This window comes from Streptomyces sp. NPDC024017 (assembly GCF_040638895.1).
Classification (GTDB): Bacteria; Actinomycetota; Actinomycetes; order Streptomycetales; family Streptomycetaceae; genus Streptomyces.
The window spans coordinates 587,287-610,783 of sequence record NZ_JBEZYZ010000001.1; the positions used below are offsets into that span (position 1 = coordinate 587,287).

21 protein-coding genes are annotated in these 23,497 nt (G+C 71.5%); 15 read left to right on the plus strand and 6 right to left on the minus strand.

Annotated features, from left to right (window positions below; all coding sequences use genetic code 11):
* Nucleotides 1-15 precede the first annotated feature (15 nt).
* Nucleotides 16-909 carry a TauD/TfdA family dioxygenase gene (locus AB0G20_RS02705; protein ID WP_361294685.1) on the plus strand — a complete coding sequence of 298 codons (894 nt, stop codon included), beginning with the start codon at nucleotides 16-18 and terminating at the stop codon, nucleotides 907-909.
* Between the two features lie 121 nt (nucleotides 910-1,030).
* Complete coding sequence (locus AB0G20_RS02710; RefSeq protein WP_361294688.1) at nucleotides 1,031-2,416, plus strand: amino acid permease; 1,386 nt, start codon at nucleotides 1,031-1,033, stop codon at nucleotides 2,414-2,416.
* Here the strand turns inward: AB0G20_RS02710 and AB0G20_RS02715 are convergent, their stop codons facing one another.
* Both AB0G20_RS02715 and AB0G20_RS02720 read right to left on the minus strand, forming a co-directional pair.
* Nucleotides 2,417-4,609 carry a tetratricopeptide repeat protein gene (locus AB0G20_RS02715; protein WP_361294691.1) on the minus strand — a complete coding sequence of 731 codons (2,193 nt, stop codon included), beginning with the start codon at nucleotides 4,607-4,609 and terminating at the stop codon, nucleotides 2,417-2,419.
* The gene (locus AB0G20_RS02720; RefSeq protein WP_361294694.1) at nucleotides 4,606-5,025 is read right to left on the minus strand and encodes a hypothetical protein; all 420 of its coding nucleotides are present in this window, start codon (nucleotides 5,023-5,025) and stop codon (nucleotides 4,606-4,608) included. The genes AB0G20_RS02715 and AB0G20_RS02720 overlap by 4 nt, the downstream gene beginning before the upstream one ends.
* 149 nt (nucleotides 5,026-5,174) lie before the next feature.
* Between AB0G20_RS02720 and AB0G20_RS02725 the strand changes: the two genes are divergently transcribed.
* The gene (locus AB0G20_RS02725; RefSeq protein ID WP_361294697.1) at nucleotides 5,175-5,822 is read left to right on the plus strand and encodes a superoxide dismutase; all 648 of its coding nucleotides are present in this window, start codon (nucleotides 5,175-5,177) and stop codon (nucleotides 5,820-5,822) included.
* A gap of 119 nt (nucleotides 5,823-5,941) precedes the next feature.
* Here AB0G20_RS02725 and AB0G20_RS02730 read toward each other — a convergent pair whose 3' ends face one another.
* Genes AB0G20_RS02730 through AB0G20_RS02740 form a run of 3 tightly spaced genes read right to left on the minus strand, consistent with a single transcriptional unit; the run spans nucleotide 5,942 to nucleotide 8,823 of the window.
* Nucleotides 5,942-6,718: an SAM-dependent methyltransferase gene (locus tag AB0G20_RS02730; RefSeq protein WP_361294700.1), complete on the minus strand. Its 777-nt coding sequence runs from the start codon at nucleotides 6,716-6,718 to the stop codon at nucleotides 5,942-5,944.
* Between the two features lie 12 nt (nucleotides 6,719-6,730).
* Nucleotides 6,731-7,354 (minus strand): histidine phosphatase family protein, encoded by a 624-nt coding sequence (locus AB0G20_RS02735; protein ID WP_361294703.1) that lies wholly within the window; start codon nucleotides 7,352-7,354, stop codon nucleotides 6,731-6,733.
* The gene (locus AB0G20_RS02740) at nucleotides 7,351-8,823 is read right to left on the minus strand and encodes an FGGY-family carbohydrate kinase (RefSeq protein ID WP_361294706.1); all 1,473 of its coding nucleotides are present in this window, start codon (nucleotides 8,821-8,823) and stop codon (nucleotides 7,351-7,353) included. The genes AB0G20_RS02735 and AB0G20_RS02740 overlap by 4 nt, the downstream gene beginning before the upstream one ends.
* A gap of 156 nt (nucleotides 8,824-8,979) precedes the next feature.
* Here AB0G20_RS02740 and AB0G20_RS02745 point away from each other — a divergent pair, with 156 nt between their 5' ends.
* From AB0G20_RS02745 to AB0G20_RS02790, 10 genes are read left to right on the plus strand one after another with little or no spacing between them, the layout of a single operon-like run.
* Nucleotides 8,980-10,401 carry a sugar ABC transporter substrate-binding protein gene (locus AB0G20_RS02745; RefSeq protein ID WP_361294709.1) on the plus strand — a complete coding sequence of 474 codons (1,422 nt, stop codon included), beginning with the start codon at nucleotides 8,980-8,982 and terminating at the stop codon, nucleotides 10,399-10,401.
* 3 nt (nucleotides 10,402-10,404) lie between these two features.
* Nucleotides 10,405-11,289, plus strand: coding sequence for a sugar ABC transporter permease (locus tag AB0G20_RS02750; RefSeq protein WP_361294712.1), 885 nt, complete (start codon nucleotides 10,405-10,407; stop codon nucleotides 11,287-11,289).
* Nucleotides 11,286-12,110, plus strand: coding sequence for a carbohydrate ABC transporter permease (locus AB0G20_RS02755; RefSeq protein WP_062926869.1), 825 nt, complete (start codon nucleotides 11,286-11,288; stop codon nucleotides 12,108-12,110). The genes AB0G20_RS02750 and AB0G20_RS02755 overlap by 4 nt, the downstream gene beginning before the upstream one ends.
* On the plus strand, nucleotides 12,107-13,195 hold the full coding sequence (locus AB0G20_RS02760) for an ABC transporter ATP-binding protein (protein WP_361294715.1): 1,089 nt from the start codon (nucleotides 12,107-12,109) through the stop codon (nucleotides 13,193-13,195). Before AB0G20_RS02755 ends, AB0G20_RS02760 begins: the two co-directional genes overlap by 4 nt.
* Entirely contained in the window at nucleotides 13,192-14,016 is an 825-nt protein-coding gene (locus AB0G20_RS02765) for a DeoR/GlpR family DNA-binding transcription regulator (protein WP_361294718.1), read from the plus strand. Before AB0G20_RS02760 ends, AB0G20_RS02765 begins: the two co-directional genes overlap by 4 nt.
* Nucleotides 13,994-15,073, plus strand: coding sequence for an ABC transporter ATP-binding protein (locus AB0G20_RS02770; RefSeq protein ID WP_361294721.1), 1,080 nt, complete (start codon nucleotides 13,994-13,996; stop codon nucleotides 15,071-15,073). Before AB0G20_RS02765 ends, AB0G20_RS02770 begins: the two co-directional genes overlap by 23 nt.
* The gene (locus AB0G20_RS02775; RefSeq protein WP_361294724.1) at nucleotides 15,070-16,101 is read left to right on the plus strand and encodes a 2-hydroxyacid dehydrogenase; all 1,032 of its coding nucleotides are present in this window, start codon (nucleotides 15,070-15,072) and stop codon (nucleotides 16,099-16,101) included. Before AB0G20_RS02770 ends, AB0G20_RS02775 begins: the two co-directional genes overlap by 4 nt.
* An 18-nt stretch (nucleotides 16,102-16,119) precedes the next feature.
* Nucleotides 16,120-17,544, plus strand: a complete 1,425-nt coding sequence (locus tag AB0G20_RS02780; protein WP_361294727.1) for an FGGY-family carbohydrate kinase — start codon at nucleotides 16,120-16,122, stop codon at nucleotides 17,542-17,544.
* A 26-nt stretch (nucleotides 17,545-17,570) separates the two neighbouring features.
* Nucleotides 17,571-18,626 carry a glycerophosphodiester phosphodiesterase family protein gene (locus tag AB0G20_RS02785; RefSeq protein WP_361294730.1) on the plus strand — a complete coding sequence of 352 codons (1,056 nt, stop codon included), beginning with the start codon at nucleotides 17,571-17,573 and terminating at the stop codon, nucleotides 18,624-18,626.
* The gene (locus tag AB0G20_RS02790) at nucleotides 18,626-18,847 is read left to right on the plus strand and encodes a hypothetical protein (protein WP_361294733.1); all 222 of its coding nucleotides are present in this window, start codon (nucleotides 18,626-18,628) and stop codon (nucleotides 18,845-18,847) included. The genes AB0G20_RS02785 and AB0G20_RS02790 overlap by 1 nt, the downstream gene beginning before the upstream one ends.
* A 3-nt stretch (nucleotides 18,848-18,850) precedes the next feature.
* Here AB0G20_RS02790 and AB0G20_RS02795 read toward each other — a convergent pair whose 3' ends face one another.
* Entirely contained in the window at nucleotides 18,851-19,489 is a 639-nt protein-coding gene (locus AB0G20_RS02795) for a DsbA family protein (RefSeq protein ID WP_361294736.1), read from the minus strand.
* A 137-nt stretch (nucleotides 19,490-19,626) separates the two neighbouring features.
* Here AB0G20_RS02795 and pepN point away from each other — a divergent pair, with 137 nt between their 5' ends.
* Nucleotides 19,627-22,206: an aminopeptidase N gene (gene pepN / locus AB0G20_RS02800; RefSeq protein WP_361294739.1), complete on the plus strand. Its 2,580-nt coding sequence runs from the start codon at nucleotides 19,627-19,629 to the stop codon at nucleotides 22,204-22,206.
* Nucleotides 22,207-22,402: 196 nt separating this feature from the next.
* A complete protein-coding gene (locus AB0G20_RS02805; protein ID WP_361294742.1) occupies nucleotides 22,403-23,443 on the plus strand; it encodes a hypothetical protein in 1,041 nt (346 codons plus the stop codon).
* The last annotated feature ends 54 nt before the right edge of the window (nucleotides 23,444-23,497 follow it).

Consider the following 23,497-nt stretch of genomic DNA (forward strand, 5'->3'; position numbering starts at 1 on the left):
CGGAAGGAACCCGTCATGACCATCGAGATCCACAAGGTCACCGCGAACATCGGCGCCCGCGTCGAGGGCCTCGACCTCACCAAGCCCCTCGACCAGGAGACCTCCACCGCCGTGCGTGAGGCGCTCAACGCCCACAAGGCCCTGGTCTTCGACGCGGAGGGCCTCGACGACGCGGGCCAGCAGGCCTTCGTCCGCCACTTCGGCGACATCACCACCGCCCATCCGACGGTGTCCGCCGTCGACGGCGCCCCGAACGTGCTGCCCGTCGACAGCGAGGGGGGCCGGGCCGCCAACCACTGGCACACCGACGTCACCTTCGTCCTGAACCCGCCGCAGGCCACCAGCCTGCGCAGCGTCACGGTCCCGCCCTACGGCGGGGAGACGCTGATCGCCAGCTCCGCCGCCGCCTACCGGGACCTGCCCGAGTCGCTGCGGCGGCTCGCCGACACGCTGTGGGCCGAGCACACCAACGACTACGACTACGCCGTCCCGGAGGAGGACGTCGACGAGGAGCAGGCCGCCCGGCGCGCCCAGTTCACCTCGATCAAGTACCGCACGGTGCACCCGGTGGTCCGTGTCCACCCGCTGACCGGTGAGCGCGGGCTGTTCATCGGCGGCTTCGCCCAGCGGATCGTGGGCCTGTCGGCCGGCGAGTCCCGCAAGATCCTTGACCTGCTCCAGGCGTACGTCACCCGGCCGGAGAACATCCTGCGCCACCGCTGGTCGCCGAACCAGCTCGTCCTGTTCGACAACCGCATCACCCAGCACTACGCCGTCGACAACTACGACGGCCGGCCCCGGCGCCTGCACCGGGTGACCGTCGCCGGGGACGTCCCCGTGGGCATCGAGGGCAAGGAGAGCTACGTCATCGAGGGCGACGCCTCGCACTACACGCCGGTCGCCGCCTAGCCACACAGAGCGACGCGGCTGTCCGCATAGTGGGATGCCTCTCCGTGTGAGCGGAGAGGCATCCGAGACTGGCGGCGTTTTTGCTCTCGTACGCCTCTCACGCATAGGACGAGCCGCGCCCATGCCCAGCACCACCACTGGGACGCCGCCCAGCACGGACGACGCCTCCCTCTCCCATGGCCTGAAGCAGCGCCACCTGTCGATGATCGCCCTCGGCGGGGTGATCGGAGCCGGTCTGTTCGTCGGCTCCGGTGCCGGTATCGCCGCGGCCGGTCCGTCGATCGTGGTCGCCTACGCCCTCTCCGGTGTCCTCGTGATGCTGGTGATGCGGATGCTCGGCGAGATGTCGGCCGCGTATCCGTCGTCGGGGTCGTTCTCGGCGCACGCGGAGCGGGCGATCGGCCCCTGGGCCGGATTCACCGCCGGCTGGTCGTTCTGGGTGCTGCTCTGCACGGCCGTGGGCCTGGAGGGCATCGGCGCCGCGAAGATCGTCAGCGGCTGGCTGCCGGGCACCCCGGAGTGGGCGTGGGTCGCGCTGTTCATGGTCGTCTTCTGCGGCACGAACCTCGCCGCCGTGAAGAACTTCGGCGAGTTCGAGTTCTGGTTCGCGGCGCTGAAGGTCGGCGCGATCACCCTGTTCCTGGTGCTCGGGGTCCTGGCGATCCTCGGGATCCTGCCCGGCACGGACTCCCCCGGCGCGAGCCACCTCACGGACTTCCTGCCGAACGGCGGTGAGGGCCTGGTCATCGGCCTGCTCGCGTCGGTCTTCGCCTACGGCGGCCTGGAGACGGTCACCATCGCGGCGGCCGAGTCGGAGAACCCCGTCAAGGGCGTCGCGACCGCCGTCCGCACGGCGATGTGGCGCATCGCGCTGTTCTACATCGGCTCGATGGCCGTCATCGTCACCCTGGTGCCGTGGGACTCCAAGGCGGTCGTCGAGAAGGGCCCGTACGTCGCCGCCCTCGACGAGCTCGGCATCCCGGGCGCCGGCCAGCTGATGAACGTGGTCGTCCTGGTGGCCCTGCTGTCCGCCATGAACGCCAACATCTACGGTGCCTCCCGCATCGCCTACTCGCTGGTGGAGCGCGGCCAGGGCCCGAAGGGGCTGGGCCGGGTCTCGGGCGGGGTGCCGCGGATCGCCGTCCTGGCGTCCTCGGTCTTCGGGTTCCTGTGCGTGCTGCTGAGCTACTGGCGGCCGAACGACGTCTTCCCCTGGCTGCTGAACATGATCGGCGCGGTGATCCTGGTCGTCTGGATCTTCATCGCCGTCTCGCAGCTGCGCCTGCGCCGCCGCCTGGAACGCGAGGCACCCGACAAGCTGGCCGTACGCATGTGGGCGTTCCCCTGGCTGACCTGGGTCGCCCTGGCCGGCATGGCCGCGGTCTTCGTCCTGATGGCCCGGGAGCCGGACACGCGGGTGCAGCTGTACTCGACGGGCGGGATGGTCCTGGTCCTGGCGGCGGTCGGGTACGGGTGGCAGCGGGTGCGGGCCAGGACCGAGGCCTGATCAACCCCGGGCCTCGGCCTGCCAGGCGGTGACCCAGGCCCGGTCGTGGGCGGCGAACGGGTGCTCGTGGCCGAGCACCCGTGCCCGGCGTTCGGACAGCTCCTTCATGAGCCCGATGGCCTCGTCGATCCTGCCCAGACCGTGGGCGATCCGGGCGGTGAGGGAGGTCGCCGACAGGGTGAGGGGATGGTCCGGGCCCTGGAGCCGGGTCCGGTCGGCCAGCACTTGGCGCGCCATGGGTTCGGCCTCTTCGTGGCGGCCGAACTCGAACAGGCCACCGGCGTAGTCGTGCCGGGCCAGCACCGTCGTGGGATGGTCCGGCCCCAGGGCACGCTCGCAGGCCCCGACGAGCGCCGGCCCCTCCTCCGCGAACTCCCGCTCCTTGCCGAGCTGGGGCAGGATCTCGATCAGCCCGCACCAGATGAACAACGCCTCCGGGCTGTCCTCCCCCAGCGTCCGCCGGTAGCCGTCCAGCGCCCGCCTGCCCCAGCTCTCGGCCTCCTCGTCCCGGTCGAGCAGATCGAGCGACTGGGACAGCGCGGCACAGCTGTGGAGCGTCTCCACGTCATCGGCGCCGAGCAGAGCCTCCCGGCGTTCCAGCACCCTGCGGTGCATGGCCTCGGCCTCGGCGAACCGCCCCATCCGGAACAGCGCCGTGCCTTGCAGGTGCTGGGCATCCAGGACCAGCCTGTGCTCAGCACCGAGGACGTCACGGGCGGCTTCGACGGCCGTGGGCGCGAGCGCCAGTGCCGCCGCGTAGTCCCCCGATTCGTAGACCTGCCGCAGGGTCCGGACTCCGAGGATCGCGGTCCGTTCGTCAGCGGCCACCGCGAGCAGTCTCGTCACGTGCGGTGTCAGCAGGGCGAGCCGGCTGCGCGTCGCGGGAGAGTCGGAACCCTCGCCGGGCAGGGCGGCCTCCAGGAGCGAGGCCGCAGCTGTTGCGACGATCGCCCGCCGGTCCTCGGGCACTCCCCCGGCGACGCTGTCGAGCAGCACCCCGTGGGCCCGCACGCAGCGCACCCCGTCCACCGTGACCAGTTCGGCCAGCGAGTGGTCGATCAGGCCCTTCAGCGCCGGCTCCAACTGTTCCGGGCGAAGGGCGGGTTCGAGCCCTTCGACGGTCACCTCTCCCCGGGCCACCGGCACCAGCACGATCAAGGGCACTGGGTCCGCGGCCAGGAACGACAGCAACCGCAGCAGCGTCGTCGCCTCGGGAAGCCCTTGCCCCGCCAGGGCGTCCAGCGACAGCTGCCAGGTGCGGCCCACCAGTTGGCGGGACTGGCTGCCACCGTGTCCGGCCGCTCCCCGGTCGACGATCACCGTCGACTCCTCGCCGAGCTTGCGGTCGTACTCGTCCATGGACCACGACTCCAGGAGTTGGTGGGAGAGATGGGAGCCCGCGAGCGTGAGGGCGAGTGGCAGACGGCCCAGGCGCTCGGCGACCTTCCGTGCCGATGCCAGGTCGCCCGCGTCCGGCGCGAGGTCGCACAGCACCTGGGCCGCCTCCTCCAACGGCAGGACGCCCAGCGGGTGCCGGTGCACGCCCGGCCCCCGCCACAGCGGCGACGTGGCGTGGCGGGTCGTGACCAGCACCAGCCCGCGGCCGCTGGACCGGAGCCAGGCACCGCTCTCCAGGACCGTCGGGTCGTCGGCGTTGTCGAGGACGAGCAGCCAGGGGTCGGTGGAGTGGTCGAGGTGGTGCCAGACGAGGTCGGCGGCTGCGCGCCGGCCCGCTGCCGCGGCGGCGAGCTCGCCCGCCCCCGCGCCGCGGTCACCCGCAACCGCCAGCATCCCGGCGCGCAGGGACATCAGCTCGGACGCGTTCACCCAGAAACCCACCCGCCCGTGTTCGCGCACCGCCTCGTTGAACAGCCAGTACGCCAGCGCGGTCTTGCCGCAGCCGCCCATGCCGTGCACGACGTGTACCTCACCGCCGGGTCCGGCGACGGCCGCGCCGAGCGTCTCGCGGAGTTGCTCACGGTCGCGCAGGATGCCCGGCGGCCGGCCGACCAGCGGCATCCGGACGGAGTCGGGAGCGGTCGGTCCGGCACCCGCGGAGAGCGCGGCCTCCCGTCCGAACAGCGGGCCGCCCGCACCGGCCCCGTAGTGATGGTGGTGTTCCTCGATGTGCTGGTCGCCGGAGGTCTGGAAGATGCGCCCCTGCCCCGAGGCCCGGGCGCCGAGCTCGCTCATCGTTCGGTGATGTGCTGGTCGCGTCCGGCCTGGTACACCCGGCCGCTGCCGGAGACCTCGGCGCGCAGTCGAACCTCCACCGAGGACTGTGCCTCCGCGGACTGAGGGCTCAACTCCGCGAGTATCCGGCGCAGTTCGTCGGCCACCTCGGGCCGGGCGACCAGGAGCCGACGGACCCTCGCCTGCCATTCGGCGGTGAGTTCGGACTCGGTGTCGGCATCACCGGTCCGCTGGGCGAGCAGGAGGTCCTCACGGGTGGCCTCCAGCTCGCCGCTGACGGCCTCCGCACGGTCGGGCTGGAAGCGCTGCCAGAGGGAGACGAGGCCCTCGCGGGCCGACTCCCAGGCCTGGCCGGCCATCAGCGTCACCATCGTCGTTCCCGCGGTTCTGGCGAGTTCGGCGATCTCGGGCCCCATGGCCGCCCCCTTCCTACGAGAACCGATAGTAGGTCGCGCTCCACCCAACGCGCACCGCCGTTCCGCGCGTCCGCCCGGCCCGGCGCCCTTATTGCTGCTAGCGTGTACTTGCAAGTTGGTTGCAATAAGGTCCGGAGGGGAACCCGCCCATGCCCGTCTACACGCTGCCTGATCTGCCCTACGACTACTCCGCACTCGCTCCCGTGATCAGCCCCGAGATCATCGAGCTGCACCACGACAAGCACCACGCCGCCTATGTGAAGGGCGCCAACGACACGCTGGAGCAGCTTGCCGAGGCGCGGGACAAGGAGACGTGGGGGTCGATCAACGGGCTGGAGAAGAACCTGGCCTTCCACCTGTCCGGGCACATCCTGCACAGCATCTACTGGCAGAACATGACCGGACCGAAGGACGGTGGCGGTGAGCCGCTGGCGCAGGACGGGGTGGGTGAGCTCGCGGACGCGATCACCGAGTCCTTCGGTTCCTTCGCCCGCTTCAAGGCGCAGTTGTCCAAGGCGTCGGCCACCACACAGGGTTCGGGCTGGGGCGTGCTCGCCCACGAGCCGCTGAGCGGGCGGCTGATCGTGGAGCAGGTCTACGACCACCAGGGCAACGTCGGCCAGGGCGCCACCCCGATCCTCGTCTTCGACGCCTGGGAGCACGCCTTCTACCTCCAGTACCGCAACCAGAAGGTCGACTTCATCGAGGCCATGTGGCGGGTCGTCAACTGGCAGGACGTGGCGCGGCGTTACGAGGCGGCCAGGTCCCGGGCGGATGTGCTTCTCCTGGCGCCCTGACAACGGCCCGCCGCTGAGTCGTCCTGCCTCGTGATCGTCTTCTCACCCTTCACGACGGCAGGCGGAAAGAAGGAAGCCCCCGCGAGGACGTGACTCGCGGGGGCTTTCCCTTGTGCGGGCTACGGCTTGCGGCCCAGGCCGCCGTGCTGTCCGATCGGCTCGGTCGGCGCGCCCGGCTCCGGGTGCCACAGCGGTACCGACACCACGCCCGGTTCCACCAGCTCCAGGCCTTCGAAGTACGCCTCGATCTGCTCGACCGGCCGCAGGAAGTACGGGACCGCGCCCGTCTCGTTGTAGGCGTCCTGTGCCTGCTCGTAGGCCGGATCCGTGCCGCGGGAGCCCTCGTTGAGGGAGAGGTAGCTGCCCGACGGCAGACCGGCCAGGAGGCGGCGGACCAGGTCGCGGGCCTGCTCGTAGTCCGTCACGTGCCCCAGGATGCCGCTGAGGATCAGGGCCGTGGGCCGGGTGAGGTCGAGGGTCTTCCCGGCGGCCTCGACGATCCGCTCCGGCTCGTGGAGGTTGATGGGCTCGTACGCCGTCGCGCCCTCGGGGGTGGAGGTGAGCAGGGCGCGGGCGTGGGCGAGGACCAGCGGGTCGTTGTCGACGTAGACGATCCGCGCCTCGGGGGCGAGGCGCTGGGCGACCTCGTGGGTGTTGTCGACGGTCGGCAGGCCCGTGCCGACATCGAGGAACTGCCGTACGCCGGCCTCCTCGACGAGGTACCGGATGCTGCGGCCGAGGAAGGCGCGGCTGCTGCGGGCGATGGTGACGATGCCGGGGAAGACGGCGGTGTACGCGTCACCGGCCGCTTCGTCCACGGGGTAGTTGTCCTTGCCGCCCAGCCAGTAGTTCCAGATCCGGGCCGAATGCGGCACCGAGGTGTCGATCTGCGTCATGTGCTCATAGTGCTACGGCACATCCGTCTCGCACGGCACATTGAGTGAGAGGAGTGCGGCGGAACCGTCGGAGTTCATGCGCAGTTCGCTGATCGCCGCGTTCCGCAACCGCGGGAGCACTCTGCGGTACTCGCCGACCGGGATCGACAGCAGTGTGCACAACACCAGGCGCAGCAGGGTGTTGTGGGCGACCACCAGGACGCGTTCGCCGGGGTGGGAGGCGGCGATGTCCCGCAGGGCGCGCACGCCGCGAGCCGCCGCGGCCAGCGGGTCCTCGGCGCCGGGGAAGGAGTGCCCCACCGGGTCGGCCCGGTAGGCCGCGGCCCACTCCGGGTCCTCGGCCTCGAACTCGGCGAGCGTACGGCCTTCGAGCACGCCGAAGTCGCATTCACGCAGGTGGGGTTCGCTCTGGGGGGTGAGGCCGAGGGCCTGGCAGGCGGGCTCGGCGGTGGCGACGGCGCGGGACAGCGGGGACGTCCAGATCGCGTCGACCGGGTGGGCGGCGGCCCACCGGCCGAGGGCCTCGGCCTGGGTGCGGCCGGTGTCGGTGAGGGCGATGTCGCTGATGCCGGCGTAGCGGTTCTCGGCGTGCCAGACGGTCTGTCCATGGCGGACCAGCAGGAGGGTCGTACTCATGACCCGGAAGTATCCCGGCTCAGACGGCTGTGTGCGTGCGCGGCGACCTGGCCGGGCAGCCAGCCGCGGTCCCGCAGGGCGTCGACCAGACGCGCGTACGGCTCGGCGAAGACCGCCGTGCGGCCGGGGCGGGGTTCGACGACGGTCCGCACGCGGACCATGCGCTCGGCGACGTCCGCGAGCGCACCGGCGCCCGAGGCCCCGTACGCGGCCAGCGCCGCCATGCCCAGGGCCGGTTCCGTCTGCTCGGGGACGCGGGCCGGGCGGCCCAGGATGTCGGCGCGCAGCTGGTTCCAGTACGGGCTGCGCGCACCGCCGCCCGTGAAGGTGAGCGGGCCGTCGAGCGGGGCACCGAGGTGGTGCAGATAGTCCAGGCACAGGCGTTCGGCGAAGCCGACGCCCTGGAGCAGCGCGGCCCACAGGTCGGCGTCCTCCGCTGGGTCACCGAGGACGAACGACGTCGCCTCCGGTGCCCGGAACGGGAACCGCTCCCCCGGCGAGACGAGGGGGTAGGCGACCGCACTCGACGGTTCGAACGCCCTGGCCGGTGCGTCCATCTCCGCCGGGTCGGCCTTCGGGAAGTGCGCCGCCAGTGCCCCGGCCCCGACGCTCGACGCCCCGCCGGGCAGCCATGTGCCGTCCGGGGCACGGTGGTTGTAGACCACGCCGGTGGGGTCGCGGACCGGGTCGCGGGCGGCGCCCTTCAGTACGAGCGTGGTGCCGAGCACGGAGTTCCAGGAGCCGGGCCGCAGCGCGCCCGACGCGATCTGGGCCGCGCAGCCGTCGGTCATCCCGGCGAGCACCGGTGTGCCGACGGGGATGCCGGTGGCGTCGGCGGCTGCCGGGCCGACCTCGCCGAGGAGCGTCCCCGGGGGCACGACACCGGGGAACAGGCCGTCGGGGACGCCGAGTCGAGCCAGCTCGGCCGTCGGCCAGCGGTCGCCCTCCAGGTCGTAGCCCGTCTTCAAGGCATGGCTGGAATCGGCCGGGGGCGGCTCCCCCGTGAGCCGGGAGACGATCAGGTCGGGCTGGTGCGCCAGGCGCAGCGAGGTGCCGCCGTACTCCCCCAGCAGCCACAGCGCCTTCGGCAGCGCCCAGGTGTCCTGGACCGCGAGCCCGGCCTCCCGGGCCCGAGCGGCCTCGGTCTTCGCCCGTCCGTCGTCGTACATCAGCGCGGGGCTCACCGGACGGCCCGAGCCGTCCGTCAGCAGGACCGTGCCGGACGTGCCGCACACCGCGAGTCCGCCGATCGGCAGACCCCTGGGCGCGGAGCCGAGGGCCGCCCGGGACGCCGTGCACAGCGCCGCCCACCACCGCAGCGGGTCCTGCTCGTGCCGCACCCCGTCCCGCCGGCCCGTCAGCGGGGCCGAGCCGCTGCCGAGGACCGTGCCGTCGGCGGTCACGAGCAGCACGCGGACGCTCTGCGTGCCCAGGTCGACGCCCAGCCAGCCCGCACCCTCGTCCACCATCCGGAACCTCCCACGCCGTCGCAGTCGGATCTGTGAACTTCTCACTGTGCCCCGATATTTTCCCGTGCGCGAGGGATTGACGCCCAACTTCAGCCGTTCCACCCTCTGTTAACGAGTCGACTCGACGTGTTAACCAGGCTCCACGCGGAGGTACGGATGGACACGCACGTGCACGACCGCCGGCGCTTCCTCGCCCTCGCCGCCGGGGCGGCGGCGGCCCCGTTTCTCGCGGCCTGCGGCGCCGGCTTCGGCGGGAACGACGACAAGAGCGACGGCTCCGCCGCGGACGACGTCACCGGTTCCTTCGACTGGAAGCGGGAGAAGGGCACCACCGTCAAGGCGCTGCTCAACAAGCATCCGTACACGGACGCCCTCATCGCCGACCTCAAGTCGTTCACGGCGAAGACCGGCATCAAGGTCGAGTACGACGTCTTCCCCGAGGACAACTACTTCGACAAGCTCACCGTGGACCTGTCCAGCGGGCGTGCCTCCTACGACGTCTTCATGCTCGGCGCGTACATGGTGTGGCAGTACGGGCCGCCGAACTGGCTGGAGGATCTCGGCCCCTGGATGCGCAACTCCTCGGCGACGGGCGCCGAATGGGACCAGGCGGACTTCTTCCCCAACCTGCTCCAGGCCGACCAGTGGTCGCTGAAGGCGGGGGCGCCGCTCGGCCAGGGCGGGCAGTACGCGCTGCCGTGGGGCTGGGAGACCAACGTCGTCGCGTACAACACCGAGGTGTTCCGCAAGCTCGGTGTGAAACCGGCCGAGACGTTCGACGAGCTGACCGAACTCGCCGGCACCATCAAGCGGAAGGCACCGGGCGCCGGGTTCGACGGGATGTACGGGATCGCCGTGCGCGGGTCCAGGAGCTGGGCGACGATCCACCCGGGCTTCATGACGATGTACGCCCGCAACGGGCTGAAGGACTTCACGGTCGACGGCGGGAAGCTCACGCCCGCGATGAACAGCCCCGAGGCCGTCGCCTTCACCGAGGACTGGGCCCGCATGGTCAAGCGGGGCGGACCGCCGTCCTGGACGTCGTACACCTGGTACCAGTGCTCCAGCGACCTCGGCGCGAAGAAGGCCGGGATGCTCTTCGACGCCGACACCGCCGCCTACTTCCAGGCGGTGAAGGGCGCCAGCCCCGCCTCCGGGAAGATCGCCTTCCACCCCGGGCCGAAGGGGCCGGACGGGTCGCTCGCCACCAACATGTGGATCTGGTCGCTCGGCATGAACGCCAAGAGCAAGAAGAAGAGCGCCAGCTGGCTGTTCCTGCAGTGGGCGACCGGCAAGGAGCACCTGCGCAAGAGCGCGATCACGCACAACCACATCGACCCGGTGCGCAAGTCCGTCGCCGACGACGCCGCGTACAAGGACAAGATGCGGCATCTGCCGGGCTTCCTGGAGACCTTCGAGACGGTCGTCGACCAGACGAAGATCCAGTTCACCCCGCAGGCGCAGTTCTTCGACGCGACGACCAGCTGGGCCGCGGCCCTCCAGGAAATCTACGGCGGCCAGGGCGCGAAGTCGGTCCTGGACGGGCTGGCGGACGACCTCGCTGGCAAGGTGGGCTAGCCGATGGGGTGGCGGCTCACCCTGCGCCCGTACCTCCTGATCGTCCCGGCACTGCTGCTGACCTGCGGGATCCTCTATCCCTTCGGGCTCGGGCTGTACTACACGCTGTTCGACTTCTCGGCGAGCAAACCGCAGCCGGACATGGTGCGGTTCGAGAACTACGCGACCGTCTTCACGCAGGAGGCGTTCTGGAACTCGGCGTGGGTGACGGTGCTGTACGCGGTCGGGGCGGCCCTCGTGGAGACCGTGCTCGGGGTGACCGTCGCCCTGCTGCTGCACCGCTCGACCCTGCTGGGCCGGATCCTGGAGAAGATCCTGATCCTGCCGCTGATGATCGCCCCGGTGATCGCGGCGATCATCTGGAAGCTGATGCTCCAGCCGTCGGTCGGGGTGGTCAACCACCTGCTGAGGCCCTTCGGTCTCGGCGGCGTGCAGTGGACCGACACCCCGACGGGTGCGCTGCTGTCGTCGATCGCCGTGGACGTGTGGGTCTACACCCCGTTCGTGGCGATCCTCGCCCTGGCCGGTCTGCGGTCGCTGCCCACCTCCCCGTTCGAGGCGGCGGCCGTGGACGGCGCGGGGTGGTGGTACACGTTCCGGCGGCTGACGCTGCCGATGCTGTGGCCGTACGTGCTGGTCGCGGTGATCTTCCGGTTCATGGACTCGCTGAAGGTGTTCGACATCATCTACGCCCTGACGGAAGGCGGGCCGGGTGACTCGACGGTCGTCCTGCAGATCCGGGCGTATCTGGAGGCCATCCGCTTCCAGCGCTACTCCTTCGGGATCAGCTACACGATCGTGCTGTGGGCCGTGGTGTACCTGGCCGCGATGGTGCTGGTGAAGCACCTGGGGAAGATCCAGCGGAAGGCCGCGGAGGTGACCACATGAGGAAGCGCCTGGTGGGGTGGCTGTGCGACACCGCCCTGATCCTCTACTTCGTCTTCGCGCTGTTCCCGATCGCCTGGATGGTGATCCTGTCGCTGAAGCCGGCCGACCAGCTCTTCTCCACCTACTTCTCCTTCTCGCCCACCCTCGACGGCTACCGGACGGTCCTCGGTGACAGCGAGGGCATCCCGTTCGTGCGGTTCTTCGTCAACAGCCTGGTGGTGTCGGTGGGGGCGGTCGTGCTGTCGCTGGTGGTGGGCCTGCCGGCGGCGTACGCCTCGGCGCGGTGGCGGTTCAAGGGCTCGGAGAACCTGATGTTCACGCTGCTGTCGTTCCGCTTCGCGCCCGAGCTGACCGTCATCATCCCGCTGTTCGTGCTCTACCAGAAGCTCGGCCTGTTCGACACGTACGTCGGCATGGTGTGGGTGCTGCAGCTCGTCACACTGCCGCTGATCGTGTGGATCATGCGGTCCTACTTCGCCGATCTGACCCCCGAGCTGGAGCAGGCGGCCCTGCTCGACGGCTACACCCGCAAGCAGGCGTTCTTCAAGGTGGCCCTGCCGCTGGTCAAGCCGGGCATCGCGGCCGTGTCGCTGCTGGCGTTCATCTTCGCCTGGAACAACTTCGTCTTCCCGCTGATCCTCACCTCCAACGAGGCCCAGACGGTGACCGTGGGCGCCCTCTCCTTCCTCGGCGGGGACCGGCCCAAGTACAACCTCACGGCCGCCGCCGCGCTGGTCTCCGTCGTACCGCCACTGCTGCTGGCCCTGACGATCCAGCGGTATCTGGTGCGGGGCCTGTCGTTCGGGGCGGTGAAGTCATGATCCGGCTGAGCGGGATACGCAAGGCGTACGGGAAGACGCTCGCGCTCGACGAGCTCGAACTGGAGGTGCGGGAGGGCGAGTTCTTCTGCCTGCTCGGGCCGTCCGGCGCGGGCAAGACCACCACGTTGAAGACCGTCGCCGGGCTCGAACAGCCCGACTCCGGCACCGTCGTGCTCGACGGCGAGGACATGCGGGGTGTCGAGCCGTACGACCGGGGCGTGGCGATGTGCTTCGAGAGCTACGCCCTCTACCCGCACCGCTCGGCCTACGACAACCTGGCCTCGCCGCTGCGCTCGCCCCGGCACCGGCTGCCCGCCGCCGAGGCCCGTCAGCGGATCGGCGCGATCGCCGAACTGCTCGGCATCTCGGGGCTGCTGGACCGGCCCGTGGGCCAGTTGTCCAACGGCCAGCGGCAGCGCGTCGCCCTCGGCCGGGTGCTGGTCCGCCCCGCCCGGGCCTTCCTGCTCGACGAGCCGCTCTCCCACCTGGACGCCAAGCTCCGCCAGCAGATGCGGGCCGAGCTCAAGGCGATCGGGGCCGTGCAGCACACCACCACCCTCTACGTCACCCACGACTCGGTCGAGGCGCTGGCGCTCGGCGACCGGATCGGGGTCATCCGGCAGGGGCGGATCGTGCAGACGGGCACCCGGGAGGAGATCTGGTACCGGCCCCACGACACCGAGGTCGCGCGGGCTTTCGGCCGGCCCCGGATCAACCTGCTGCCTGGGGTGGTGACGGAGAGCGGCGTGCGCTCGGACGGCGGTGTGGACCTGCCGGTCCGGGCCCGGGCCGCACCGGGCACGGACGTCCTGGTCGGCCTGCGCCCCCGGGACATCGCCCTGCACGGCGAGGGCCACGAACTGACCGGGACCGTGTACGTCACCGAGGTGCTCGGCCGGTCCGTGGAGGTCACCGTCCGGCTCGGGACCGGGGAGCAGCGGGTGTCGCTGGTGGCCCCCCGGGCGGACGCGGCGCGCCTTCGTCCGGACGATCCGGTACGGCTCGTGGTCCGGCCTGAGAACCTGCTGCTGTTCGAGGCCGACCGGCCGGAGCGACCGGGACGACGGATAGAGACACAGTCATGAGCAGCAGCAGTGGTGGACAGCACGGGCCCGCGGCACGCCAGGCCGCCATGGCCGAGCAGGTGCTGGCCGACGGCTCGGCGACGGCGGCGGAGCTCGCCGAGCGGTTCGGGGTGAGCCTGATGACCATCCACCGGGACCTCGACGAGCTCGAACGGCAGGGCATCGTACGGAAGTTCCGGGGCGGGGTGACCGCGCAGCCGTCGGGGGTCTTCGAGTCGAACGTGCAGTACCGGCTGAAGAGCATGCGGGCCGAGAAGGCCGCCGTCGCCGAGCACGCGGTGCGGATGGTGGAGCCCGGGATGGCGATCCTGCTGGACGACTCCACGTCCACGCTGGAGATAGCCAGGCGGCTGCGCACGGCCGAGGTCACGCCGCTGACGGTCGTCACCAACTTCCTGGAGGCCATCAACCTCCTCTCCGACCAGCGGGGCATCCACCTGATGGCGCTCGGCGGCGACTACGACCCGCTGCACTCCTCGTTCCTCGGGGTGTCGTGCGTGGAGGCGGTCGAGCAGCTCCGGGTGGATGTGTGCTTCGCGTCGACGTCGGCCGTGCACGGGGGTTACGCCTACCACCAGGAGCAGCACATCGTGTCCGTGAAGCGGGCGATGCTCGACGCGGCGGCACGGAACGTCCTGCTGGTCGACCACACCAAGCTCGGCCGGGTCGCCCTGCACCGGGTCGTCCCGCTGTCCCGCTTCGATCTGCTCCTGGTGGACGACGGGGCGTCGGCGGAGGCGCTGCGGGATCTGGACGAGCACAAGGTCCGTTACGAGGTTTGCGCGACGAAGGGCGGCCATGACGGGACTGGAGCTACGTGAGCTGCGGAAGACCTATCGGTCGCGGGGGCGGCCTTCGGTGGACGCCGTACGCGGCATCGACCTGAGCCTCGGGTCCGGGGAGTTGCTCGGGCTGCTCGGGCCGTCGGGCTGCGGCAAGTCGACGACCCTCCGCATGATCGCCGGTCTTGAGCCGGTCACCGGCGGGGACATCCTGGTCGGTGGGGCGTCGGTCGTCGAGCGGCCCGCGCAGCAGCGGAACATCGGGGTCGCCTTCGAGAACTACGCGCTGTACCCGCCGCTGTCGGTCGCGGAGAACCTGGCGTTCGGCCTGAAGGCCCGGCGCAGGGCCGCCCGCGGTGACGTCGACCGCAAGGTGAAGGAGATCGCCGAACGGGTCGGCCTGACCGACCTCCTCGGCGCCCGCCCGGCCGGCCTCTCCAGCGGCCAGAAGCAGCGCGTCTCCCTGGCCCGGGCCCTGATCCGCGAACCGGACGTGCTGCTGCTCGACGAACCCCTCTCCCACCTGGACGCGGCGCAGCGCGACACCACCCGCCGTGAACTCAAGCGCATTCAGAAGGACCTGGGCCACACCACGATCCTGGTCACCCACGACCAGGAGGAGGCCCTCTCCCTCGCCGACCGGATCGCCGTGATGAAGGACGGCGTCATCCAGCAGCTCGGCACCCCCTACGAGATCTACGACAGCCCGGCCAACGTGTTCGTCGCGGACTTCGTCGGCGAGCCCGCGATCACCCTGCTGCCCGGTATCTCCGGCGGCGACGGTCACGCCCGGCTCTCCGACTCGGTGCGGATCGCCCTGCCCGTGCCGGTGGACCGGGGGCGAGAGGTGGTGGTCGGGGTCCGCCCCGAGGACGTCCGGCTCACCGCCGAAGACGGCCTGCCCGCCCGGGTCGTCGCCCACGAACCGCTTCTGGAGTCGGGCCTGGCCACCCTCGCCCTGGACGGTGTCGAACGGCATCTGGTCGTCCTCACCGACCCCGAGGTACGGCTCGCCCACGACGAGCGGGTCCGGGTCGCCGCCGACCCCCGGCACACCCATGTCTTCGACGCCGAGACAGGAGCCTCACTGCGATGACTGACGTAAACAGCGTGCGTGTCGTGGCCGCCGGCGACCACTTCGTCCTGCCGTCCCTGATCACGCGGGCGGTGCAGCACGAAGTGGGACGGGCGGACGTCAGGGAACTGAAACTCGGCTGGCCGCTGGAGCCGTTCGGCCCGGTCGCCGAGGTGCAGGAGGCCAGCGACGCCGAGGACCAGATGATCGAGGCGCTGGCCGGGGCGCAGGTCCTGGTCACGCAGATGGGCCCGGTCACCGAGAAGGTCCTCGCCGCCTGCCCGGATCTGAAGCTGGTCGTGGTCTGCCGGGGCGGGCCGGTCAACGTCAACCTGGACGCGGCCAGGAAGCGTGACGTGCGAGTGTGCTTCGCGCCGGGCCGCAACGCCGCCGCCACCGCCGAGTTCACCCTCGGCATGATGCTGGCGGCCCTGCGCCGCATCCCCCAGGCCCACACCCCGCTCGCCGGGCAGGGCAGTTGGGAGGGAGCGACGTACTACACGTACGAGCAGAGCGGACTGGAGCTGGAGGACCTGCCCGTCGGGCTGGTCGGGTACGGGGCCGTCGGCAGCCGGGTCGCGCGCGTGCTGTGCGCGTTCGGGGCGCGGGTGATGGTCTACGACCCGTATGTGCACGGCGAGATCCACGGCCTGCGCGTGGCCTCGCTCGACGACCTCCTGCGCCGCTCCCGGGTGATCACCCTGCACGCCCGGCTCACGCCCGAGACGCGGGGTCTGATCGGCGCCCGGGAACTGGGGCTGCTGCCGTCCGGCGCGGTGGTGGTGAACGTGGCCCGGGGCCCGCTGCTGGACGAGGGCGCGCTGTGCGACGCGCTGGACAGCGGCCAGGTGGCGGCGGCGGCGCTCGACACGTACGAGCGGGAGCCGTTGCCGGCGGAGTCCCGGCTGCTGGGGCAGGCCGACCGGGTGGTGCTGACCCCGCACCTGGGCGGGGCGTCGCGGGCCGTGGCGGAGAAGGCGGCGCGGATCGCCGCCGAAGAGGTGGGCCGCTGGGTGCGCGGGGAGCCGCTCGCGCACTGTCTGACCTGAGACCTGGAGGAGAGCCGCATGTACGTCGGTATCGATGTGGGCACGTCCATGGTCAAGGCGGCGGCCTTCGACGCCACCGGCCGTGAACTCGCCGTGGCGTCCCGCCCGGTGGACCTCTCCCTGCACGGCGGGGTCGTCGAGCAGGACATGGAGGAGGTGTACGGGGCGGTCGTCGCCGTGCTCGGCGAGGTCACCGAACGGGTCCCGGAGCCGGTCGAGCTGGCCGGGCTCACGGGGCAGGGCGACGGGGTGTGGCTGGTCGACGGAGAAGGCCGGCCGGTGCGCCCCGCCGCCTCGTGGATGGACGGGCGGGCGCACGAACTGGTCGACCGGTGGCTGGCGGACGGCACGTTCGACACGGTGTTCCGGCGGACGGGCAGCGCGATGTTCCCGGGGTGCCCGGGGCCGCTGCTGGCGTGGCTGGACCGTCACGAACCGAAGGCGCTGGACGCAGCGAAGGCCGCCCTGTACTGCAAGGACATGGTGTTCCAGCGGCTGACGGACACCGGGCCCACGACGGATGTGTCGGACGCGTCCATGCCGTTCCTGGACCCGCGGACCCGGGCGTACGACAACCGGGTCGTCGAGCTGCTGGGGCTGACGCACCGCCGGGGTCTGCTCGCCCCGGTCAGCGACCCGGTCGCGACGGCCGGGGCGCGGGGCGAGGGCCTGCCGTCCGGGACCCGGATCGCGAACGGGCCGTACGATCTGCCGGCCTGCGCGCTGGGCGCCGGGGTCACGTCCCCGGGGGACGGTCTGCTGATCGTCGGCACCTGTCTGGCCAGTCTGGTCGCCACGACCGAGCTCGACCTGACCGGCGAACCGGCCGGCCTGTACATCTCCACGGACCGGCCCGGGCACTGGCTGCGCGCCATGCCCGCGATGGTCGGGACGGCGGCGCTGGACTGGGTGCTGTCGACGACCGGGGTGCGGCACGACGAGGTGGACGGCCTGCTGGATGAGACGCCGCCGGGCGCGCACGGCGTCCGGGTGCTGCCGTACTTCGCGCCCTCCGGCGAGCGCGCCCCCTTCGTCGAGCCGCGTCTGCGCGCCGAACTCACCGGTGTCTCCCTGGAGTCGACCCGGGGTGATCTGGTCCGTGCCACCTGTGAGGGCATCGGGTACGCGGCCCGGCACTGCCTGGAGGCGGCGGGCCTCACCGGGAACCTGGCCGTGTGCGGGGGCGGCACCCGCAGCTCCGCCTGGATGCGGCTGCTGGCCGATGTGCTGGGCCGGCCGCTGCGGGTCGTCGAGGGCGAGGTGGGAGCGCGGGGGGCGGTCCTGGCGGCGGCCGAGCGGTACGGGGTGCCGCTGGACGCGACGGCGTGGACGAAACCGACGGCGGTCGTCGAGCCGGACCCGGACCGGGCGGCGTTCTACACCAGGGGCTACACGGAGCACCTGGACCGGCTGGCCGGGGCACGGACCCGCGCGCGGGCCTGAACACACCTGTGACGAAAGGGACTTGGATGCACCTGAGACGCCGATCTCTCCTGCTCGCGGCGGCCGCGGGAACGGCCACGGCGGCCACGGCCGCCCCGGCGGCGGCCGAACCCGGCAAGGGCGGCGGCCCGATCGTCATCGGCCACCGCGGCGCGGCCGGCTGGCGCCCGGAGCACACGGCGCCCTCGTACACGTACGCCGTGCAGACCGGGGCCGACTGGATCGAACCGGATCTGGTGCCGACGAAGGACCACGTGCTGGTGGTCCGGCACGAGAACGAGATCTCCCAGACGACCGACGTGGCCCGCCACCCGGAGTTCGCGGACCGCCGTACGACGAAGACGGTCGACGGACGGCCGGTCACCGGCTGGTTCACGGAGGACTTCACACTGGCCGAGCTGAAGACGCTGCGGGCGGTGGAGCGGCTGCCCGCTGTCCGCAACCGCAACACCGTCTTCGACGGGCGCGCGGAGATCATGACCTTCCAGGAGGTCGTCGACCTGGCGCGGCGGCTGTCGCGGGAGCACGGCCGGACGATCGCCGTCTTCCCGGAGACCAAGCACCCCACGTACTTCCGTTCCCTCGGCCTGCCGTTGGAGCCGAAGCTGGCGGCCGCGATCCGTCGGAACCGGCTCGGCCGGCGCGAGTGCGTGGTGCAGTCGTTCGAGCCGACGAGCCTGAAGCGGATCGCGGCGGAGCGGCTGGGCGTGCCGCTGTGGCAGGCGCTGGGGACGACGGGCGGGCCGTACGACCTGGTCGCGGCCGGCGATCCGACGACGTACAAGGACATGATGAGCCCGGCGGGACTCGCGCGGATCGCCGCGTACGCGGACTGGATCGGGCCGGACAAGTCCTCGGTCGCCGGCACGTCGCTCGTCGCGGACGCGCACGCGGCGGGGCTGCGGATCGGGCCGTACACCTTCCGCGCGGAGAACCAGTTCCTGCCGCCGGAATTCCGACACGGGAGCGGAGCGAACGATTTCGGGGACGCGTTCGCCGAATACGCGCTGTACTACCGCATGGGGGTCGATGCGGTCGTAACCGACTTCCCGGACTTGGCGGTGATCGCGAGGAGGGGCTGATGTTCTTCAAGGACAAGCACTGTCCGACCTGTGGCGGCAGCGGCACGCAGGTGTTCACGCCGCTCAAGCCCGCGGAGCGAAAGGCGATCGGGACGGATCGCACGGACCTGTGGCGCTGCACCGCCGCGGGCTGCCGGTGGTATCAGCCCTGGGGGCATCAGGCCGGCGGGGGCCGGCTCCCGGAGGAACTGCAGAACCCGGGAGCCGGCGCCTCGGCGTGAGTCCTACAGGTTGGAGAAGTCCGGGCCCTTGGTGCGGCTGCGCTTGATCTCGTAGAAGCCCGGGACCGAGGCCACGGCGAGGGTGCCGTCCCAGAGGCGGCCGGCCTCCTCGCCCTGCGGGGCCGGGGTGACGACCGGGCCGAAGAAGGCGATCTGCTCGCCGTCGGGGCCGGGCACGGCGATGACCGGGGTGCCGACGTCCTGGCCGACCTTGTCGATGCCCTCCTTGTGGGAGGCGCGCAGCTGAGCCTCGTACGGGGTGGAGTCCCAGTGCTCCAGGAGGGACTCGGGCAGGCCCACGTCCTTCAGGGCGGCGGCGACGGTCTCCTTGCCGGGACCCTCGCCCTGGTTGTGGATGCGGGTGCCGAGCGCGGTGTAGAAGTCGCCGAGGACCTCGGGGCCCTGCTCCTGCTGGGCGGCTATGACGACCCGGACGGGGCCCCACGCCTTGGTCTCCAGCAGCTCGCGGTACTCCTCGGGCAGCTCGTCCAGCTTGTCCTCGTTGAGGACGGCGAGGCTCATGAGATGCCAGCGGACCTCGATGTCCCTGACCTTCTCCACCTCCAGCACCCAGCGAGAGGTCATCCAGGCCCAGGGGCACAGCGGGTCGAACCAGAAGTCGACGGGGGTCTTGTCCGACATGTCTCTCCTCAGCAGGAAACCGTTTCTCGGGCAACGCCGGTACGCGTTCCCGTCATTCCCGGCTGCCCCGTGTCAGGTGCACGTGGCAGGATCGGTGCTGCTCAGCCCTGCCCCACGACATTCGAGGAGTGCCGCCCGTGCCCGGTGAGAATCTGTCCCGCGACGAGGCCCGGGAGCGGGCCGCCCTGCTGCGCGTCGACGGGTACGAGGTGTCCCTCGACCTGCGGTCCGCGGTCGGTGAGGACCGAGGGGACGGGCCCCGCACCTTCCGCTCCGTCACGACGATCCGGTTCCGCTGCAACGAGCCCGGGGCGAGCACCTTCGCCGATCTGATCGCGCCGAGTGTGACGGCCGTCTCACTCAACGGCCGTGATCTGGACCCCGGCGAGGTCTTCGACGGCTCCCGGATCACGCTGGAGGACCTGGCCGCGGACAACGAGCTCGTCGTCGACGCCCAGTGCGCCTACTCCCGCACCGGCGAGGGCCTGCACCGCTTCGTCGACCCCGAGGACGGCGAGGTGTACCTGTACACGCAGTACGAGCCGGCCGACTCGCGCCGGGTCTTCGCCAACTTCGAGCAGCCCGACCTGAAGGCCCCCTACCGCTTCGAGGTGCGGGCGCCCGAGGGCTGGACGGTGTGGAGCAACGGGGCTGGTGAGCAGGCCGACGGGGTGTGGCGGTTCGCCGAGACCAAGCCGATCTCGACGTACATCACCTGTGTGGTGGCGGGCCCGTACCACTACGTGACGGACTCCTACTCGCGCACCTTCGACGACGGCACGACGCTGGAGATCCCGCTCGGCGCCCTGTGCCGCAAGGGCCTCGCGCCCCACTTCGACGCCGACGACGTCTTCCTGGTCACCAAGCAGGGTCTGGACTTCTTCCACGACCACTTCGACTACCCGTACCCGTTCGGGAAGTACGACCAGGCGTTCGTGCCCGAGTACAACCTGGGCGCGATGGAGAACCCGGGCCTGGTGACGTTCCGGGAGGAGTTCATCTTCCGCGGGAAGGTGACGCAGGCGTCCTACGAGGGCCGGGCCAACGTCGTCCTGCACGAGATGGCGCACATGTGGTTCGGCGACCTGGTCACCATGGAGTGGTGGGACGACCTGTGGCTGAAGGAGTCCTTCGCGGACTTCATGGGCGCGTTCTCCCTGGTCCGCGCGACCCGCTTCGAGAACGGCTGGATCACCTTCGCCAACCGCCGCAAGGCCTGGGCCTACCGCGCGGACCAGCTGCCCTCCACGCACCCGATCACGGCGGACATCCGCGACCTGCAGGACGCCAAGCTGAACTTCGACGGCATCACGTACGCCAAGGGCGCGTCGGTGCTGAAGCAGCTCGTGGCGTACGTCGGCGAGGAGGCGTTCCTGGAGGGCGCCCGGCGCTACTTCAAGCGGCACGCGTACGGCAACACGCGCCTCGGCGATCTGCTGTCGGTGCTGGAGGAGACCAGCGGCCGGGACATGAGCGCCTGGTCGCGGTCCTGGCTCCAGACGGCCGGTGTGAACTCGCTGACGCCGCAGGTGCTGCTGGGCGCGGACGGCCGCGTCGAGGAGCTGGCGGTGCTGCAGGAGGCCGCCGAGTCCCACCCCGAACTGCGCCCGCACCGGGTGGCGGTGGGCCTGTACCGGGTGACGGGCGGCGGGGCGCTGGAGCGGTACGCGCGCGTGGAGACCGACGTCGACGGCGCGCGGACGGTCGTGGCGGAACTGGCCGGGGCCGACGCCCCCGACCTGGTCCTGGTCAACGACGACGACCTGACCTACTGCAAGATCCGCTTCGACGAGACCTCGCTGGCGACCCTGCGCGAGCACCTGGGCGCGGTCACCGACCCGCTCGCGCGCGCCCTGTGCTGGTCGGCGCTGTGGAACATGACGCGCGACGCGTTGCTCCCGGCGCGGGACTTCGTGGACCTGGTGCTGCGATTCGGCGGGCGGGAGTCCGGGATCGGCGTCGTGCAGATGCTGCACGCGTGGGCCGAGTCGGCGGTCACGCACTACACGGCGCCCGCCCGGCGCGAGACGGCCGCCCGGCTGCTCGCCGAGGGCGCCCGGCGTGAGCTGTACGCGGCCGGTCCGGGCAGCGAGCACCAGCTGGCCTGGGCGCGCTTCTTCGCCCGGACGGCCACCGCCGAGGCCGACTTCGAGCTGCTGCGGGACCTGCTCGCGGGCACGGCGACGGTCGAGGGCCTCGACCTGGACCAGGAGCTGCGCTGGGTGTTCCTGGAGCCGCTGGCCGCGCACGGGGCCGTGGACGAGAAGGTGCTGGCCGAGGAGCTGACCCGGGACGACACGGCCTCCGGCAAGCGCCACCAGGTGCGCTGTCTGGCCGCCCGCCCGTCCGAGGCGGTCAAGGCGCAGGCGTGGGCGCAGGTCGTGGAGTCGGACGCGCTGTCCAACGCCATGGTCGAGGCGACCATCGCGGGCTTCTCCCAGGGCTCGCAGCGGGAGCTGATCGCGCCGTACGCCGAGAAGTACTTCGCGGCGATCGAGCGGGTGTGGGCGGAGCGGTCGATCCAGATCGGCATGCACGTGGTGCAGGGCCTGTTCCCGTCGCTCCAGCAGTCCCAGGAGACGCTGGACGCCACGGACGCGTGGCTCGACGCTCACAAGGAGGCGGCCCCGGCGCTGCGCCGGCTGGTGCTGGAATCCCGTGACGATCTGGCACGGGCGTTGCGCGGACAGACGTGCGACCAGGCCTCTGACCAGTAGCTTTGGCCTGAGATTTGGGCGTTCCTCCTTCGTTACGAGATGAGTGCCCCTCGAGCCGTAACCCCTGGTCCGCACCCGAACGGACCAGGGGCTTTCGGCATCCGAACATTCGTCCTTTAGTGCTGGGTTGTCCGTATTTGTCGACGGACCTGTAACAGCGGTTCAAGGAGGGTCTGAGCGCGGGAAATTGCGGGTCATGACCCACAACACCCCGCTCTCCCCCCGCCCCCTGCACGACGTGTCCGGCGGTGGCCGCCCCCGTGTGATGACGACGGCCCAGCTCCGCTCGCACGGGGTCTCCACGGCCGAGACGAACGAGCAGTGCCGCGCGGGTGGCCCCTGGCAGCAGTTCCTCCCGGGCGTCGTCCTGCTCCACCCGGGCCCGCCGACCAGCGAGGAGCGGCTGCACGCGGTGCTGATGTACGCGGCGCGGGAGCGCGGCACCGGGGTACCGGCCCAGCCCGACGCGGGCCGGCCGCACGCCCCCGCCTACCCCGACGCGGTGATCACGGGCCTGGCCGCGCTGACGCTGCACGGCTTCTCCTCCACTCCCCCGCTGCCGTCCCTGGACGCGATCGACGTCCTGGTCCCGCGGCTGCGGCGGCTGCGCTCCACGGGCTGCGCGCGTATCGTCCGCACGCCCGTCATGCCCGCCCCCGAGCAGGTCACGGGGGTGCCGGTGGCTCCGGTCGCCCGCGCGCTGGCCGACGCGGTGGCCGAACTCGCGGACGCCGGCATCGTCCGCCGACTGCTCACGGAGGCGGTGCGCGGCGCCCACTGCGACCCGACGGCGGTGGTCCGCGAACTGAACCAGGCCCGGCTGCTGAGCCGCCCCCACGTCGTGGACGCGGTGGAGTCGCTGCTCGCCGAGGGCCGGGCGCGCGCGGAGGACCGCCTCTACCGGATGGTCCACCAGTACGACCTGCCCGACCCGGTCTGGAACGTCGACCTGCGCCTGCCCGGCGGCCCCTACCTCGGCGGCCTCGACGCGTACTGGCCCGACCACGCGGTGGCGGTGGAGCTCGACACCCGGGCGCCCCGGCAGGACGACGACGCCCAGTGGTCCGAGTACGCCCGCAAGCGCGAGCACCTGGAGCGCCTCGGCATCACGGTCGTCCACATCACGCCCCGCAAGCTCCGCGACTCCCCGGAGCAGCAGGCGACGGTGATCCGCACGGCCCTGATGGCCGCGGCCGACCGCGAACCTGCGGCGTACGTCGCGGTGCTGCCCCGGTAGTGACGGACGGACCGGGGGCAGGACCAGGAGGGGATGGGGAGGGGCCGCCGGGGC

Excerpts from the sequence above, each read along its gene's own strand:
- AB0G20_RS02720 (WP_361294694.1), bottom strand. The coding sequence starts at position 5,025 with ATGGGGCCCGAGATCGCCGAACTCGCCAGAACCGCGGGAACGACGATG.
- AB0G20_RS02735 (WP_361294703.1), bottom strand. The coding sequence starts at position 7,354 with ATGAGTACGACCCTCCTGCTGGTCCGCCATGGACAGACCGTCTGGCAC.
- AB0G20_RS02760 (WP_361294715.1), top strand. The coding sequence starts at position 12,107 with ATGATCCGGCTGAGCGGGATACGCAAGGCGTACGGGAAGACGCTCGCG.
- AB0G20_RS02755 (WP_062926869.1), top strand. The coding sequence starts at position 11,286 with ATGAGGAAGCGCCTGGTGGGGTGGCTGTGCGACACCGCCCTGATCCTC.
- AB0G20_RS02740 (WP_361294706.1), bottom strand. The coding sequence starts at position 8,823 with ATGGTGGACGAGGGTGCGGGCTGGCTGGGCGTCGACCTGGGCACGCAG.
- AB0G20_RS02705 (WP_361294685.1), top strand. The coding sequence starts at position 16 with ATGACCATCGAGATCCACAAGGTCACCGCGAACATCGGCGCCCGCGTC.
- AB0G20_RS02715 (WP_361294691.1), bottom strand. The coding sequence starts at position 4,609 with ATGAGCGAGCTCGGCGCCCGGGCCTCGGGGCAGGGGCGCATCTTCCAG.
- AB0G20_RS02710 (WP_361294688.1), top strand. The coding sequence starts at position 1,031 with ATGCCCAGCACCACCACTGGGACGCCGCCCAGCACGGACGACGCCTCC.
- AB0G20_RS02770 (WP_361294721.1), top strand. The coding sequence starts at position 13,994 with ATGACGGGACTGGAGCTACGTGAGCTGCGGAAGACCTATCGGTCGCGG.
- AB0G20_RS02750 (WP_361294712.1), top strand. The coding sequence starts at position 10,405 with ATGGGGTGGCGGCTCACCCTGCGCCCGTACCTCCTGATCGTCCCGGCA.
- AB0G20_RS02785 (WP_361294730.1), top strand. The coding sequence starts at position 17,571 with ATGCACCTGAGACGCCGATCTCTCCTGCTCGCGGCGGCCGCGGGAACG.
- AB0G20_RS02775 (WP_361294724.1), top strand. The coding sequence starts at position 15,070 with ATGACTGACGTAAACAGCGTGCGTGTCGTGGCCGCCGGCGACCACTTC.
- AB0G20_RS02790 (WP_361294733.1), top strand. The coding sequence starts at position 18,626 with ATGTTCTTCAAGGACAAGCACTGTCCGACCTGTGGCGGCAGCGGCACG.
- AB0G20_RS02745 (WP_361294709.1), top strand. The coding sequence starts at position 8,980 with ATGGACACGCACGTGCACGACCGCCGGCGCTTCCTCGCCCTCGCCGCC.
- AB0G20_RS02805 (WP_361294742.1), top strand. The coding sequence starts at position 22,403 with ATGACCCACAACACCCCGCTCTCCCCCCGCCCCCTGCACGACGTGTCC.
- AB0G20_RS02780 (WP_361294727.1), top strand. The coding sequence starts at position 16,120 with ATGTACGTCGGTATCGATGTGGGCACGTCCATGGTCAAGGCGGCGGCC.
- AB0G20_RS02765 (WP_361294718.1), top strand. The coding sequence starts at position 13,192 with ATGAGCAGCAGCAGTGGTGGACAGCACGGGCCCGCGGCACGCCAGGCC.
- AB0G20_RS02730 (WP_361294700.1), bottom strand. The coding sequence starts at position 6,718 with ATGACGCAGATCGACACCTCGGTGCCGCATTCGGCCCGGATCTGGAAC.
- AB0G20_RS02725 (WP_361294697.1), top strand. The coding sequence starts at position 5,175 with ATGCCCGTCTACACGCTGCCTGATCTGCCCTACGACTACTCCGCACTC.
- AB0G20_RS02795 (WP_361294736.1), bottom strand. The coding sequence starts at position 19,489 with ATGTCGGACAAGACCCCCGTCGACTTCTGGTTCGACCCGCTGTGCCCC.